The organism is Novosphingobium sp. (genome assembly GCF_025351285.1).
Lineage (GTDB): Bacteria > Pseudomonadota > Alphaproteobacteria > Sphingomonadales > Sphingomonadaceae > Novosphingobium.
Genome location: NZ_JANXWG010000018.1, coordinates 1 through 15,221 on the forward strand (window position 1 = coordinate 1; position 15,221 = coordinate 15,221).

A 15,221-nucleotide genomic window follows, 5' to 3' on the forward strand; every position below is an offset into this window, starting at 1 on the left:
CAACGCTGTGCTGTCAAAATCTTCCCTCAAGCTGATCGCTGATCCCATGGTCACGCCCTCCAATTGCAGGGCGCCATTGATTCAGAATTTCGCCAGTTTGGGAATCCCCCCCGTGAGTCAGCCTCACGGCAGGTTGGTATAACATCCTGATTCGGCGCGGTAATCGTGGCGGAAAGTTCCAGTGCGAACTTCACTCACCATGCGTTATACGCAAGAGGTTGGCGAAGAAGCCGCCCAAAGCGCAATCAATTCAACACCTTGCGGGCAGTACCAACTTCACGCCGTGGCGCTTCGCTCGCAAAACAGAACCAGACACCGGGAGCGCGAGGGCGATGGCCCTCGAACCTAATCTTCTGAATCTTCAAAGACTTCCTGAGCCAAAGCCCGCGCTTTGAACCCCGTCGCCACCACGTACCATTCGGACGAATCCTTGCGGCTGGCCGGCGGTTTGGCGTGCTTGACCGCGGTGAAGTGCTTTTTGAGCAGCGCGAGCAGGTCGGTGTCGGTGCCGCCGGCCAGCACTTTGGCCACGAAGGCTCCGCCGGGCGCCAGCGTGCCGATGGCGAAATCGGCGGCGGTTTCGACCAGGCCCATCGTGCGCAAGTGGTCGGTCTGTTTGTGGCCGACGGTGTTGGCGGCCATGTCCGACAGCACGAGATCGGGCGCGCCGCCCAGCGCATCGGTGAGCGCGGCGGGGGCCTCGTCGGCCATGAAGTCCATTTCGAACAGCGTTACGCCGGGGATCGGGTCGGTCGGCAGCAGGTCGATGCCGACGACGGCCGCGCGGGGGCTGCGCTGGCGGACGACCTGGCTCCAGCCGCCCGGCGCCACGCCCAGATCGACCACGCGAGTGGCGTGCTTGAGCAAGCCGAAGCGATCGTCCAGTTCGGCCAGCTTGTAGGCCGCGCGGCTGCGGTATCCGTCGGCGCGGGCCTGCTTGACGTAGGGGTCGTTGAGTTGGCGCTGGAGCCAGCGCGACGATGACGCGGTGCGCCCACGCCCGGTCTTGAGGCGCGTGCCCTGGTCCTTGGTGCCGCGGCTCATGCTTGCGTACTCCGTGAGTGGGTCGTGCGCGTCACCGGTGGGTGTCACGGTCGCGGCGAAGGTTGCGCAAGGCAGCGCGGCTGCGTTCGGCCACGCCCTCAGACGCCATCAGGCTGCGCAGGATGCCTTCACGGATGCCGCGATCGGCGATGCCCAGCCGGGTGGCGGGCCAGACGTCTAGGATCGATTCGAGGATGGCGCAGCCGGCCACCACCAGGTCCGAACGTTCGCGGCCGATGCAGGGCAGCGCGATCCGTTCGGCCAGCGACATCGCCGCCATGCGCTGGCTGATGTCGCGCATGGCGTCGGCGGGTACGACCAGGCCATCGATGGCGTTGCGATCGTAATGCGGCAGTTCGAGGTATACGCTGGCGAGCGTGGTGACGGTGCCGCTGGTGCCGAGCAGGCGGATATTGCCTTGGGCCACGCCGGTTTCGCGGGCCTGGGCAATGCGTTCGACGAAGGGCGCAAAGGCATCGTCGACCTGCCCGCGCATATCGGCGTAGGCGGCGGCGCGGGCATCTTTGCTGTCGGCTATGGGACCGACGCTTTCGGTGAGCGAGACGACGCCCCACGGCACGCTTTGCCAATCGATGATGCGCGGCACGGTGCCTTGCGGATCGACCAGCACCAGTTCGGTCGATCCGCCGCCGATGTCGAAGATCATCGCCGGGCCTTCGCCCTGTTCGAGCAGGATGTGGCAGCCCAGCACCGCCAGCCGCGCTTCTTCCTGCGCGGTGATGATGTCGAGCCGGATGCCGGTTTCTTCGTAGACCCGCTCGATGAACGCGGCGCCGTTGGTGGCGCGGCGGCAGGCTTCGGTGGCGACCGAGCGCGCGAGGTGGACGTTGCGCTTGCGCAGCTTGTCGGCGCAGACGTGCAGCGCGGCGAGTGCGCGTTCCATCGAAATGTCGGACAGGCGCCCGGTCTGGCTGAGGCCTTCGCCCAAACGGACGACGCGGCTGAAAGCGTCGACCACCACGAAATGGTCGCCCGAAGGCCGCGCGATCAGCAGGCGGCAGTTGTTGGTGCCAAGGTCGATCGCGGCGTAAGCCTGCCGGTGCGGAGACGTCGGGTGCTGGGACGGGCCGGCATTCCAGGCGTAAGCGCGCTTGGCGTCCGGATGCTGGCCATCAGCGCGCCCAAGCTCGTTGCGGGCGTCGTTCGGGGTATTGTCGGTGGTGCCTGCGCCGGTGTCGGGGGCATCTCCTCCTGCGGAAATGTCGGGGTCTGGCGGGGTGGCTTGCGGGACCGATCCGTCTGCCGCCCTCCGCTGATCCCCCGATACCCATGCCGGCGGTTCGAAATCCGCCATTGTCGTCACGTCGCTTATGTTCTCCCGCGCAAGCTGGATCGCCGGCGAGGACTTGCGTTGCATGCTAGCGCCGCAAAGGTTCGGGAGCAAGGCCGGCGGCGATGTCGCGGCGTTCCCGATGAAGCGGGGCGCATTTCAGCGCTGACAGCGGTCCGCCCTTGCTTGACTCGGGTCCGGCCGCTGCCTAAGGACCGGCGCCTTCGCTGCCCTGTCGTCTAATGGTAAGACAACGGACTCTGACTCCGTTAATCGAGGTTCGAATCCTCGCGGGGCATCCACTTTTTTCGGAATAGCCATAAATTTCAGCCGCTTAGCGGTTGGGGTGGGCTTTGCATTGAATAGCACGAGGCTGCCATCACCCGCTTGATCGGCGCCATCCTCATGGAGCAATCCGACGAAGGGGCAGTCCAGCGCGCCCGCTACATCACGCTGGAAAGTGTCTCGCAATTGAGCGATGATCCCATCGTCACGCTGCTTACAATGGCAGTATGATCAACCCGGGATGGGCAAGGCTACGCCGGCGAAGCTAGACCACGCGGTGAGACACGGTCCGTTAATGCTCCGAAGGCCTGGCCTTCAAGTGCCGGTCGCAGGCGCACAACGACCGACACCCTTCGACGAACGTCCGCCCACTCATCCATTTCTGGCGCCACGACGATGGGATTCCCCCTCGAATTCGCGCGCTTATGTGACACCTGCTGCCGACGGCGAACGGCGCATATCGCGGCGCGCGCCGGCATTTCTAAAACCCGACGCGCAATCCCGCCTGGGCCCCGCCACCCCGGTAATTGCGGCTGTAGTTGCCAAAGCCTTCGATGAAGCCGGTCACGCCTCCAGCAGACGCGATGTTCAGCCCTACCTTGCCTTCGCCGTATGTCCCGATCCGGTTGCTGCCGTAGGAGAAGGGAGTCGCGTTGGAAGTGAAGGTCAGTACGCTTCCCCCCCGGAATTCATGAACAGCGTTCCCGGAGACATACAACACTACATGGTTGGGCTCTCCATCAAGACTGGCTCCCAGCAGCAATCCTGCCTTGCCCCGCGCACCGTCCATGCTCGCGAAGTTCAGCGTGGCGTTCGGCACGATAGGCGAGTCCAGATCGGTGCGGACGATCGCAGCGCTCACTGCGGGCTCGGCAAAGAAAGTGCCAAATGACAAATGAAGTCCGACTTCGCCTTGACCGCCATACGACTTGCCATGATAGCGACTGGCGAAGTTGGCCAGCGGGCTTACCGAATAGATTGAGTAATGGTCATATTTGGCCAGCGCATTTGCGAATATCGGACCGGATATAAAGCTGACATATGCCCCCGCATTCAGAGCATCATAGCTAGTCCGCTCGGCGGTGGTCGAAAATTTGAGTTTCGATGTCAAGTAGCCGCCGGTGATGCCGAAGGTAAGAGACCCGCTCCCAACGATGCGGACCGCCTCCAGTCCAACCTGTCCGCCGAAGGCATCCTGCCTGTAGCTCGTATCGACGACGCGGCTGACGCCATAGGCAGTTGCCAACTGCGTGTCGCTTCTCCTTTGCACCCCGCCACTCATCGCCCCCCAGATGCGGACGTTGGAAACGGGCTTTTGGTCGTCTACGCCCCGCTGCGTGGCGCGCAGATCGGTCATGTGCGCGGCCAGCGTGTCCGCCGAGCGATACCAAAGGTTCTGCGCGCCTTCGCTGATTTTTGTCATGCGGACAACACCGTCGCCAAGTGTGCCGACCACGACAAAGCTGGTGGTGCCGGCAGCCGCAGTGGGCACGATTGTATAAGTGATGAAACCGACATTCTGCGACTGGGCTGCGATGCCGAAAGCCGTCGTGGACGTTCCCGCGCCTCCGGTGGCAAGGATGATGCCGGATGTCACCGTGGCATTGGCGCTGGTGAGGCCATTGAGCACGATCGCGGTAGACCCGGTGGCGGCACCTTGCACGATCAGCCGATCGCTAGCGGGCGTGGCACCGGTCACGACATCGAGCGCAAGTGTGCTGCCGCCGGTGCCGTTGAACGTACCGGGCAGGGTCAGGCTGTTACCCGTCCGGCCGTTGACGAGGTTGATCGTGCCGCTGTTGTTGAAGGTCTCGAGGCTGGTAAACTCGATCGTACTCGGCACGGCGCTGCCCGACAGCACGTTCAATGTGCCGCTGTTGTTGAAGACATCGCTTCCGTCGCCGAAATCGGAATTTGAAAGCGCGTTAAACGTGCCTCCATTGTTCACCGTATCATTCAAAAAGCTCAAGCGGACCGAGCCGTTGATCGTGCCTGTATTTGTGACCGTCGTAGGGCCGCGCGTCGCAAGGATCGCAAGGCTGACCCCGGACCCGATCGTGCCCGAATTTGCGATGGTCGTCGTGCCTGCCATCGGTACGACGGACGTTCCCGAAGTGACCGATACCGCGGCGCCTGTGCCACCGGTGATCGTACCGGCGTTGGTGAGCGAAACGCTGGCCGAACCCGTCAACACGATGCCGTTGACACCGCCCGATACCGAAGCCCCACCGGCGACGGTTGCCGTCGCCGCCGTGCCCGCGATCACCGCGGCATCTCCGTTGATGGAACTGACCGTTCCGTTGATGGTCGCCGCTGCCGCCGTGCCTGCTGTCACGACAAGCGCGCGTGGCCTGACCGCCCCCGCGCCCGTCGAAAGCGGGCCGGTCACCGAGATGTTCTTGACGATCGCCGTTGCAGTGCCCGTCGTACCGATGATCGCGATGCCATTTCCGTTGGAAGTGGTGCCGCGAGTGCCCGATGTCGAAACATCCTCGATCGAGGTAACGGCGGCGTTTACGCCAGTCGCCACGATGCCGGGCCGGTCATTGCCGGTCGTCGTGACCGTTCCATTATTGACGACGGTGGTCGTCCCGATGGTCGTCACCCGGACCGGGCCTGTCACTGCCACATCCGTGTTGGTGGTCAGCGTGAGATCGCCGGCGGCCGGCGCATAAGCGATGCCGTTTGCATAAGGGTTGCCCGTTGCCGCGCATGTCACGGCACCGCCGGTCGTCACGCCACATTCGCTCTGTGCGTGGGCGGGAACGGCGGTTGCTGCGCACGCCAGCCCGACCGCACTGGCCTTGAGAAGCGATGCACGGAAGCATTTGAAGGTCGTTTCGTTGCTCGATTTGATGAGAGGCATGTCGATCTTCTGAATCGAATACAGATTGGGGCGGGAGCCGGGCTGCTTTTGCGCGCCGCTATCGTGCGGGCAGGGCACCCGCCGGATCGGCCATCGGAACGTTGAACTGTCCGACGTTGCCGAAACCGGCGAGCCCCCCGCTTCACACGGGTTGTTTGACCGCAATGGTGCTGACGGCGTCGTACAGCGAAAAGACCGAGCGTGTCCGCGTGTAGGCGGGGAAGCGGGTCACCGTTGAGACGTTGATGAACCAGCTTTCGGGCGAGTTGAACGCCAGGCCGCCGTCGAGGTCGTCGTAAATACGGATGGCACACCCCTCGCCCATTTGGAGCGCCTTCGTCATTATGTTGTTGTCCCCGAAACGCTTGCCGATGCGATAAGCGCCGGCAGCCGCATAAAAAACAACGCCGGGCAATATTTCGTTGACCTCGGACCCTGACGAATAAACGCTGAAATCCGGCAACATGATGGTCGGTGCGCCCATCAATCTGCCTTGCGGATCCCTGAATCTCAGGACCTGGTCGAGCGTATTGTTGAGGTGGGTCCTCGCGTGATCCAGGTTGATGAGATCAGGCAATCCGAGTTCCATCGCGATGCACTGTCCCGCGAAGGATTCGAACCAGATCGCGTCGGGCGCAGGCACCGGTTTGACGATACCTTGAATGACGCCGGTTTTCCCCTGAATGCCGCCGATGCCGTCGCAATAGCGATAGCGACCCGTCGTCGGATTCCAGAAGACAGTCTCGAATTCCGCCTTTGCCAGTCCCAGTTCGGTATCGATCGCTGTCTGTTGGGCAGCCGTGGCTTCTGCAACCCCCAACGATCCAGCCTTTGCCGTGATGGTCGACATAATCTGCAACGACAGCAGGTACAGGCCGCAATTGTAGATACCGTGACCATCGACCGGCGACTGATCGATTGTGTTCGGCGGGTTGTTCGAGGGGGGATCCATCGGCAGATGCGATCCGGTCGGACGAAAGAACTGGGAATATGTCAGCGCCCGCAACATCATGGGGTAAGCATATTTCAGCAGGTCGTCGTCATTGTAGAACTTGATCAATCCGTACGTACGGAAGATCAGCTTGTGCGGGCAGTCACGGAAGGAATCTCCACCCGTCGCGGCGAACAAGGCGCCCAGATCGCTACCGGCGGGTGCGACGCCCATGACCGGGGGCGTGTTTACGGTTTGCCCCTGGTGTGACATCGTTGCGGTTATGTACGGTCCATTTCCCGTCGTGGTTTGCTGGGCGGTGCGTCCGATGCCGAGCGGGTTCTGCCTTATCCCTTGCAGATAGGGCAGGATGAAGCCCCGCTCCATGCCGCGGAACAACTTGGAGAACGCCAGCCAACCGGCGCTGTCCATGTCCATCTCGTTTTGTGGCGTTCCGCCATTGCCGCCATCACGGTGGTAATAGATGTGCGTGCCGGGGATGTCTGTTCCCCAGCGCGGTGAGTTGCCGTTCGTGACCGACCCCGCCAGGTTGGTCGAGACCAGCCCAGACTCCCACAACGCGCCGTTGAAGGTCATGTGGTACAATTCGTTCAAGGACGCCTTCCGGAGCCAGGCCGGAACAGCCGTGTTCAGTGCGATCGGATTCCACCAGGATTCGACAGCGGCGAGAGAATTGTCGTACCGCGCCAATTCCTTTTTCGCGATCGTGAAGCCCTGTTTGAACGGATAGGATCCAGCGACATAAGCATTGTTCGACGTCGTCTGCCCACCGAGGAATGCCGTGTAGCGACGCATTCAGATGGTGCTGTTGTAAACCTGCTGTGGGAAATCCCAGGCTAGGGCAAAGCGCACCGTTTGCGTTTGTCCGGGCTGGAGGGTCAGCGATACCGCGATTGCGCCCGCCGTCGAAGTCGGAGTCGCCTCGGTCGGCGCATTGGACAGTACGCCGCTGGTGCTAAAGGCAGAGTAGATGTCGGTGTCATCCCCGGCGCCATTCCAGGAGTTGCAATAGCTGACCGTTTGTCCCGCTACCTGTTGAGTGGCAATGGTCCATTCGGACTTGATCGCGTTGGCGGAGTTGGTTGGCGCATCCGAGCCAAGCGTTATTCCAGTAATGCCCGTCGCAGCATCGAAATCTACCTTGTTGTAAAATCCCGTGCGGATCGATCCGGTTGCGAATGCGGGCGCGTTTGGAAAGGTGAACATGGCCGCGAGCTTGATCGGAAGGCTGGTAGGATTGTTCAACTTCATTTCAAAGAACGCGACTGGCATCGAAAGTCGTTCGTCTTCATTCGAAATGATGGGTGACCAGATCTTGGTTGATATCTGTGCCTGGAATGCGTTGTATTTCGTTCACGCAAAAGGAAAGAGCACGGAATACTCGCCATCTCCCGGATTCAGCGGGATCCATCCTGGCAGAACAGTGCCCAGGCGCCGGTCGGTCGAAACGTTCGTGTGATTGACCGCGAGCGTTTTGACAGTGACGCCCGTGCTTCCCCCGACGACTTCTTCGCGGATGTGGAATGCCGCCTGAGTCAGCGTCCGCTGCTCCCAATTTCCGGTGGTCGGCTGCCCTGCCATGTCCCACGGCCCAAAGGTCCCGCACTGGTTGATCATCATAGATCCGCCGCCCACGCCCCCGAGCGGCAGGCCGAGGCCCGGCACTGACAAACCCGCGCCAGCCCCCTTCAACCCGGGGATGCCGACTCCGGCGTTGCAGGTCAGTGTATTGCAAATCCCTTCCGGGACGGCGCCGAGCGTGCGGACAAATGCCGAGTCCGGGATAGCGTAAGTGGTGGCCTGGATCGCTGTTGGGACGGCCACCGGATTGGTCACCGGCACTGCCGTTGAACTGTCGCCCGAGCCACAGCCCGTCAGGTCTGCCATCATGCCGACACCAGCCGCGGCGACGGCACCGCGCACAAAAGTCCGACGATTCAGAATGGCGCTCGTCCCGCTATCAATGCCGGCCGGGTTGATCAGTTCGTCTTTCATGGTCCATCCTCTTTTTGCCTGTGCCTTGGTTGGCAACTGGAATGGGAAATCAATTTTAGACGGGCACTGCGGTGGCACTTCGCGGTGCCAGCGCTTGTTGGGTCATGGTTCTTGCGACCAGACGCGTGGCTGCCACGGCGACACAGCGCCGACGGTCAGCAAAACTGGAATGGAATGATCCGAATGAAATTATTCCCCCCCTGAAGTAATTTGATCCGAGCGGAGAAAGCGACGGCCTTTGCCAAACGTCAAGCCCTATTTGAGGCATATCGCTGTGGTGCAGTTTAATGAGAGGCGCGGATTTGCAGTGGACGTCTGGAGCTCTATGGGGGCGCGTGAGAATCAGCGATCAGGAGGCAAATCAGCTATGCCTTATGAAAGCCATTCGCCGCGCCGAGCCGGTTTCTCGAACGCAGCTCGTGGCGATGACCGGGCTTTCGGCGGGCACGATCAGCGAGCTGACGTCAGAGCTTTTGCGACACGGCATTGTTCTCGATGAGAAGGAGCCCAGCAAGGGTCGAGGGCGTCCACGCGTCCAGCTACGGCTCAACCCGGATGCCGCCTTTGTCGCGGGTGTTTTCGTGTTTCCGAACAGCACGCTCGAGGTCGGGTTGACGAACCTGCGGGGAGATAAGGTCTTCAGCAAGATTCGCCCGATCCCGTTGGTTCCCAGCGTTCAGGATCTGGCAATGCAAATCGCAATTCTGGTGGACGAGACGATTGCCGACAGCCCGTTGGAAAAAAGTGCGATCCATAGCGTCGGCGTTGGGCTGCCAGCCACCGTGAACAGCGTCAGCGGCGAGGTTCACTGGCTGCAATACCATCCTGCACCGCCAGTGCCGTTTGCCGCGATCATCGGAGAATACCTGAACCTGCCGGTGTTTCTCGATAACACTGCCGATGTGGTCGCTCGTGCCGAACATTGGTTCGGTGAAGACCGGCAGCTCGACGACTTTTGTCTTGTCATGTTGGGAATGGGGCTGAGCTTTGCTCAATATGTCGAGGGCATGCTGTGGACCAGTCCCCGCGGTTTGAATTCCGAGTTCAGCCATTTGAAAGTCGTGGGCCAGGGCGGGCCACGCTGCGTGTGCGGTGCGACCGGCTGTCTGATGACCTACTGTTCGATGTACGGCATAGTGTCTCAGGTCAGCATGCTGCGCGGCCTTGACCCGCCGCCGTACGACAAACTGGAAGACGCGTTTGAAATCGTTGCCGAGCAAGCGCGTTGTGGTGACAAGGTCGCGATCGAGGTATTTGATCGTGCCGGCACCGCATTGGGCACTTGCCTGGCCAACCATGTCAACGTGTGGGACCCCGGCCGGATCATCGTTTTATGCGCAAACCCTACTTTGTCACAATTCATCAAGCCACGCGCGCTCGAAGCACTTCGATCAGCGACCTTTCCAGCCTTCGCTGACCGGGTATCCATAGAATTTCGGATCGAGGGAGAAGATCAGTATTCCAAGGGATCGGCTGCCCTGGTCCTCGAACAAATTTATCGCGTAGCGGGGCGGCGGTCCAATCGTCGTTGAGAGTAGCTGTTGATTTCCCGTGAGCTCACCTGGAAGCGAAATCCTCTCGGCATCGGCTAGGTGTGCGTGCCGTACTGCCGCCCCAAAACGGCAGCGTCCCAGACACGGCCGCCGCACGGCTGGCAACGCAGCCTTTTCCGATGACTTTTTCGGGCTGGACTGCGCGGGATCGAAGTTCACCCAAATGCGTTGAATTCGCTCAACGCAGGTGCGCGATCGCAAGGCGTTGTTCATCACCGGCTATGTCGACAATGCGGTTATCGGCAACGAACGGCTTGCGCCGGGCAAGCACATCCTGACCAAGCCGCTTGCAATCGATGCGTTGACCAACCGCATCCTCGATCCGATCGTAAGCCGGTAAAGCCCCGAGATGTGCAGAACGCCGCCATTGTGGCAGCAAGTGCAGCATTTTTACCATAGCCGACAACAATCTGCCGGGGCCGGTTGTCGCAGCGACGCACGCGGCTATGATTGCGACAACTTGATATAAATCAGGAAATGGAGCGGGGGAGGGGACGCCACGATCGCCAATTATTGAGGGAATAGACTTATGACGCATTCAGCTCGCCCGCTGGCAGCTCGCCCGCTGGCCGCCCGCCTTCTGGCCGGTGCTGCCATGCTCGCGCTTTCCGCGCTGGCAGCCGCCCCGGCCCAGGCCCAATCAACCCCGCAGGCCGATACGCCGCAATCCGCCGCGGCTGACGATGCCGGCAACACCCCGATCATCGTTACCGGTTCGCGCATTCGCCGGGATCCGCTGGATCAGTCCTCGCCAGTCGTCACGCTCGATACCGAAGCCCTGGCCAAGACCGGCCTGTCTTCGGTTGCGGACATTCTGCAGCGCCTGCCCGGTTCGGCCGGCGGCCTCAATTCGCGCTTCAACAATAGCGGCAACCTCGGCAATCCGCCAGACGGCGGCGGCGTTGGCGCGGGTTCGGCCACGATCGATCTGCGTTATCTCGGTGCCAAGCGCACGCTCGTTCTGGTCGACGGCCTGCGCTATGTCAGCGGTGCTTCGGGCAGCGGTATCCCCAACGCGGTCGATCTCAACTCGATCCCCGATGGCATGATCGACCGGATCGAAGTGCTCCAGTCGGGCGCTTCACCGCTATACGGTTCGGACGCGATCGCGGGCGTGGTCAACGTGATCACCAAGTCGAAGCAGGACGGCTTCAAGGCCTCGGCGCAGCTTGGTGAATTCCGCCAGAAGGACGGCAAGACCGGCAGCTACCAGATGAGCTTCGGCGCCGGAAAAGACGGCTTCCACATCGTCGCGGGCATCAACTATGTCGGCCAGGGTTCGGTCAGCGCGCGCGATCGTTCGATCTCGCAGTTCCCCAACCCCGGCCAGACCAGTTGCACCGATGCCATCGGCGGATGCAGCAGCGCCACCCCGCTCGGCCGGTTCATCGTGCTCGGCCGCAACCTGACGCTCAAGGCGCCGGTGGTGGGCCGCCCCGTGGTCTACGATCCCACGCTGGTCGGCGGCGATTTCAAGGCTTTCACCTCGGCCGATCGCTTCAACTTCGCGCCGTTCAACTACTTCGAAACCCCCAACCAGCGCTATGGCGGCTTCGTCAATGCGCGCGGTGAAATCAGCGACGCGTTCAACTTCCGCGTCAAGGCGGTATACAACCACCGCCATTCGCAGAACCAGGCGGCGTTCCTGCCCTTGTTTGTCGGGCCAGACGCCGGCAACGGCAACCTGCTCGACACGATTTCGATCGACAAGACCAACCCGTTCAACCCGTTCGGCGTCACGCTCAATTCGGGCACCAACGGCCAGCCCGCCAACTACAGCTTCATCGCGCGGCGTCTGGTCGAAGCGGGGCAGCGCACTTACACGCAGGACGTCGACACCTTCAACCTGACCGGCACGATCGACGGCAAGTTCCAGATGCTGGGCCACACCTGGTATTACGATCTCAACGCGGTGTTCGGCGTCAACGATGCGCACCAGTTGTTCACCGGCAACGTCAACGCCGCCAAGCTGGCGCAGGCGCTCGGTCCGGTGGCGCAGTGCACCGGCGGCTGCGTGCCGTTCAACATCTTCGGCGGCGTGGGTTCGGTCACCCCGGCGATGCTTGCGTTCATCGGCTTCGATGAACACGACAAGAGCACGCAGCGGCTGAACGATTACCAGGCCAACCTGTCTGGCACCTTGTTCGATCTGCCCGCAGGCCCGGTCGGCGTGGCGATCGGTTACGAACACCGCATCCAGTACGGCAGTTTCCAGCCCGATCCGATCATCCAGGCGGGGCTTGGCGCGGACATCCCCGCCCAGGCCGCCAAGGGTTCGGTCAGGTCCGACGAGTTCTATGGCGAGTTGCGCGTGCCCTTGCTCAAGGACAAGCCGTTCTTCCAGTCGCTCGAAGTCAACGGCGCAGCGCGCTATTCGAAGTACAAGACCTTCAGCGGCAATACCTCGCTAACCGGCGGCGTGCAGTGGAAGCCGGTACGCGACTTCCTGCTGCGCGGCTCCTACGCCCAAAGCTTCCGCGCCCCCAGCATCGGTGAACTTTACGGCGCACAATCGCGCTTCGATCAGCCGCTGTCGGACCCTTGCACCAACGTTGCAGGCTCGTTGTACCAGACCTCGGCAACGGTGCGCGCCAACTGCACCGCCAACGGTGTTCCGGCGGGCGGCACTTACGCCGAACCGCAGGGCGGCCAGCTTCCGGTGTTGACCGGCGGCAACCCGGCGCTGCGGCCCGAAACCGCGCGCACCTTGCTGGTCGGCGGCGTCTACAGCCCCGAATGGGCACGCGGCGGCATGCTCCGCGCGTTCAACGTCGAGGTCAATTACTACGACGTGAAGCTGAAGGGCGCGATCGCCTCGATCCCCGCCGACGTGCTGCTCAGCCGCTGCGCACTCACCGCCGATGCGTTGAGCTGTGCTGCCGTGAAGCGCACACCGTCGGGCTTCATCTCGGCGATCAACGGCGTGCTGCTCAACACCGGAACGATCCGCACCCGCGGGCTCGATGCCACGCTGAACGCGCGCTCGGACAAATCCAGCGCAGGCACCTTCGGGCTGACGCTCACGGGTAACCTGTTGTTCCAGTACGAAGAAGGCGTGCCCGCCACCGTCGGTACCACCACCACCAGCTACCGCGGGTTCGAACGCGGCAGCCCCAGCCAGGCCTATCCCAAGTTCAAGGGCACCGGCACGATCGACTGGTCGCTCGGTCCGGTCACAACATCTGTAACGGGGCGCTACATCGGCGCGGTCAGCGAACTTTCGGCGGTGAACAAGATGCCTTCGCGCTTCTACACCGACTTGCAGTTCCAGGTGCGACCCAGCTTCATCGACAGCAAGTTCGCGCTGACCTTCGGGGTGAACAACGTGTTCAACGTCAACCCTCCGGGCTGCTTCAGTTGCGATCTGAACAACTATGACGCGACGACGTACGATGTGCCCGGACAGTTCGGCTACATCCGGCTTTCGTACCGCATGTAGTCAAGCGGGTGAGGCCGGGTCGGCCCGACACCCTGACGGCAAAACAGCGAGCGGGTCATGCACGGCATGGCCCGCTCGTTGCATATGGTGGCCGAAATAAAGTAATATTACTTATCGTAGCGGCAATGTATTGTTGTGAATGTCGGCGATTAATCGGCAAAATCTTGCAATAAATTATCGTAACGATGCCGTTAACCGCACATCGTGATCGGTTGTTGATCGAACGGCCGCAAACTGCAGTCAGGCAAATTCTCTTGGGAAGCTTGACGATGAACATTCGCCTTGGATCAGCAGTGCTTTCAACTGCACTTGTACTGGCAGTACCCGCATCGGCCGTCGCGCCCGGGGTCAATCTCGGCTCGGGCCAGTCCACCATCGGCCAGTTCACTATTGGCCTCTCGGGCTTTGTCCCGGTAATCTGCCGCGCCAGCGTGGACGCAACCGTGGTCGCGCCGGGCAGCGGCACGGTGCAGCTTGGTGCACTCAACGAATTCTGCAACAGCCCTAACGGCTACGTGGTTGTGGCCAATTACTCGGCCTCGCTCGGCAAGGCGACGCTGCTGGTGGACGGCAAGGCCGTGCCGCTGGGCGCAGACGGCAACACGATTGTCACGCAATCGGATACGGCCGCGATCAGCACGCACGAACTGGCCTTGCAGGGTGCAAGCCAGGGCTCGCTGAGCTTCCGGATCGAACCGCGTTAAAGTGTTTCGCAAGCCGTTGGCGCAACATCCTGAGCCGCCAGCGGGGTGACGGTAACCGTCAGGATGTCGGTGTAATGCGGTGAGGGGGCCTTGCCCATGCCGCCTTCTGCAAGCGTGGCGGAGACCGGCAAGTGGTCTTCGAACGCGGCGCCCACACCCGCGCGGGCGCAAGTCTGGTTCAACGCGATGCTGCCAGGCAAGGCGCTGGTTCCGCTATCGCGTTCTGCACCGAGGAACCGCACCCGATAGCGGATCGTCGTGGCCGGATCGGTGACGGCGCCGCTGGGGTGCAGCAGATGGAAGGCGTTCTGCGAGGCGAGTGTCACCGCATAAGGTCCTGAGCTTTGTACGCGCACATAATTGCCTGCGGGCGTTGTCGGGCCGGTCTGACCCTGCGCAACCGACAGCCCGCCCACTTCGCCGAAATCGAGCGCACTGCCCGCGTAGCTCGCCTGAAGCGCGCTCAGCACCGTAATCGGAAAAGCCAGCGCATTGTCCAGCGTGCCGGTCTGCTCGAACGTAGCTGTCGGATCGAACGTAGCAAGCTTGCCGCCGGTCGCCTTGCACGCAAACCAGGCATTGAAACCGAGCGTGGTCGATGCAGTGAAATTGGCCGCAGGCGGCAACGACACCTGGAACGTTACCGTCGCGCTATCCGCGCCCGTGCCGCCGGTGAAGTCCAGTTGCAGGAACGGGTTAGTCGCGCTTGGGGTCATGACGGTGGGCGCGATCGTCGGCGGGGCAGCGCTGGTGTTGATGAACACGTTGCGTCCGGTGCCCAGCGCCTGGATCGGGCCGCTGACAGAGATCGGCACGATCACCGTGCCGTCCGCGCTAGCATCGTTGCCCTTGAGGTAGAAGTTGACCCGCGTGGTCATGCCGATGCCCGGCGGATTGATCCTGGTCAGGTTGAGCGTAACCGTGGTGGTGGCAAGGCCGGCGGGGTTGAACGGATCGTAGTTCGCCGTGCTGGCGGTGGCGCTGCCGGTCACGCCGCAGCCCGCCGCTTGCGCAGGGCCGCACCAGCCGCAAAGCACGATGCTGGCCCCCAGCAGGCTGGTTCGCATCACATTCCAACGCGAGTTCGCCATG

At 62.1% G+C, this 15,221-nt stretch carries 10 protein-coding genes, 1 tRNA gene and 2 pseudogenes; 6 read left to right on the forward strand and 7 right to left on the reverse strand.

Annotated elements, in window-relative coordinates; genetic code table 11:
• Positions 1 to 345: 345 nt before the first annotated feature.
• The gene (locus Q0R16_RS02220; protein ID WP_295631373.1) at positions 346 to 1,044 is read right to left on the reverse strand and encodes an RlmE family RNA methyltransferase; all 699 of its coding nucleotides are present in this window, start codon (positions 1,042 to 1,044) and stop codon (positions 346 to 348) included.
• 31 nt (positions 1,045 to 1,075) lie between these two features.
• Entirely contained in the window at positions 1,076 to 2,422 is a 1,347-nt protein-coding gene (locus Q0R16_RS02225) for a Ppx/GppA phosphatase family protein (protein ID WP_295631374.1), read from the reverse strand.
• Positions 2,423 to 2,563: 141 nt separating this feature from the next.
• On the opposite strand from Q0R16_RS02225, the gene Q0R16_RS02230 reads away from it, so the two are divergent.
• Together Q0R16_RS02230 and Q0R16_RS02235 are read left to right on the forward strand one after the other, a co-directional pair.
• A tRNA-Gln gene (locus tag Q0R16_RS02230) sits at positions 2,564 to 2,637 on the forward strand.
• A gap of 64 nt (positions 2,638 to 2,701) precedes the next feature.
• A pseudogene (locus Q0R16_RS02235) lies at positions 2,702 to 2,851 on the forward strand (IS256 family transposase); the annotation flags it as partial.
• A gap of 250 nt (positions 2,852 to 3,101) precedes the next feature.
• On the opposite strand, the gene Q0R16_RS02240 reads toward Q0R16_RS02235, so the two are convergent.
• From Q0R16_RS02240 to Q0R16_RS02255, 4 genes and pseudogenes are all read right to left on the reverse strand, one after another.
• Positions 3,102 to 5,564, reverse strand: coding sequence for an autotransporter domain-containing protein (locus Q0R16_RS02240; protein ID WP_295631376.1), 2,463 nt, complete (start codon positions 5,562 to 5,564; stop codon positions 3,102 to 3,104).
• Between the two features lie 64 nt (positions 5,565 to 5,628).
• Positions 5,629 to 7,233, reverse strand: coding sequence for a GH116 family glycosyl hydrolase (locus Q0R16_RS02245; RefSeq protein ID WP_295631378.1), 1,605 nt, complete (start codon positions 7,231 to 7,233; stop codon positions 5,629 to 5,631).
• Positions 7,234 to 7,770 (reverse strand): annotated as a pseudogene (locus Q0R16_RS02250) (GH116 family glycosyl-hydrolase); the annotation flags it as partial.
• A 21-nt stretch (positions 7,771 to 7,791) separates the two neighbouring features.
• Positions 7,792 to 8,433 (reverse strand): hypothetical protein, encoded by a 642-nt coding sequence (locus tag Q0R16_RS02255; protein ID WP_295631380.1) that lies wholly within the window; start codon positions 8,431 to 8,433, stop codon positions 7,792 to 7,794.
• Positions 8,434 to 8,807: 374 nt separating this feature from the next.
• Between Q0R16_RS02255 and Q0R16_RS02260 the strand changes: the two genes are divergently transcribed.
• From Q0R16_RS02260 to Q0R16_RS02275, 4 genes are all read left to right on the forward strand, one after another.
• Complete coding sequence (locus Q0R16_RS02260; protein WP_295631382.1) at positions 8,808 to 9,965, forward strand: ROK family transcriptional regulator; 1,158 nt, start codon at positions 8,808 to 8,810, stop codon at positions 9,963 to 9,965.
• 208 nt (positions 9,966 to 10,173) lie between these two features.
• Positions 10,174 to 10,326: a hypothetical protein gene (locus Q0R16_RS02265; protein ID WP_295631384.1), complete on the forward strand. Its 153-nt coding sequence runs from the start codon at positions 10,174 to 10,176 to the stop codon at positions 10,324 to 10,326.
• 189 nt (positions 10,327 to 10,515) lie between these two features.
• Entirely contained in the window at positions 10,516 to 13,425 is a 2,910-nt protein-coding gene (locus Q0R16_RS02270) for a TonB-dependent receptor (RefSeq protein WP_295631386.1), read from the forward strand.
• Between the two features lie 269 nt (positions 13,426 to 13,694).
• Complete coding sequence (locus tag Q0R16_RS02275; RefSeq protein WP_295631388.1) at positions 13,695 to 14,129, forward strand: hypothetical protein; 435 nt, start codon at positions 13,695 to 13,697, stop codon at positions 14,127 to 14,129.
• Here the strand turns inward: Q0R16_RS02275 and Q0R16_RS02280 are convergent.
• Positions 14,126 to 15,220, reverse strand: coding sequence for a hypothetical protein (locus Q0R16_RS02280; RefSeq protein WP_295631390.1), 1,095 nt, complete (start codon positions 15,218 to 15,220; stop codon positions 14,126 to 14,128). The two genes, Q0R16_RS02275 and Q0R16_RS02280, sit on opposite strands and share 4 nt — an antisense overlap.
• Position 15,221 lies beyond the last annotated feature (1 nt).

Bases quoted from the DNA above. Each gene is read 5' to 3' on its own strand.
- Q0R16_RS02245 (WP_295631378.1), bottom strand. From the start codon at position 7,233: ATGCGTCGCTACACGGCATTCCTCGGTGGGCAGACGACGTCGAACAAT.
- Q0R16_RS02280 (WP_295631390.1), bottom strand. From the start codon at position 15,220: ATGGCGAACTCGCGTTGGAATGTGATGCGAACCAGCCTGCTGGGGGCC.
- Q0R16_RS02270 (WP_295631386.1), top strand. From the start codon at position 10,516: ATGACGCATTCAGCTCGCCCGCTGGCAGCTCGCCCGCTGGCCGCCCGC.
- Q0R16_RS02255 (WP_295631380.1), bottom strand. From the start codon at position 8,433: ATGAAAGACGAACTGATCAACCCGGCCGGCATTGATAGCGGGACGAGC.
- Q0R16_RS02275 (WP_295631388.1), top strand. From the start codon at position 13,695: ATGAACATTCGCCTTGGATCAGCAGTGCTTTCAACTGCACTTGTACTG.
- Q0R16_RS02260 (WP_295631382.1), top strand. From the start codon at position 8,808: ATGAAAGCCATTCGCCGCGCCGAGCCGGTTTCTCGAACGCAGCTCGTG.
- Q0R16_RS02220 (WP_295631373.1), bottom strand. From the start codon at position 1,044: ATGAGCCGCGGCACCAAGGACCAGGGCACGCGCCTCAAGACCGGGCGT.
- Q0R16_RS02225 (WP_295631374.1), bottom strand. From the start codon at position 2,422: ATGCAACGCAAGTCCTCGCCGGCGATCCAGCTTGCGCGGGAGAACATA.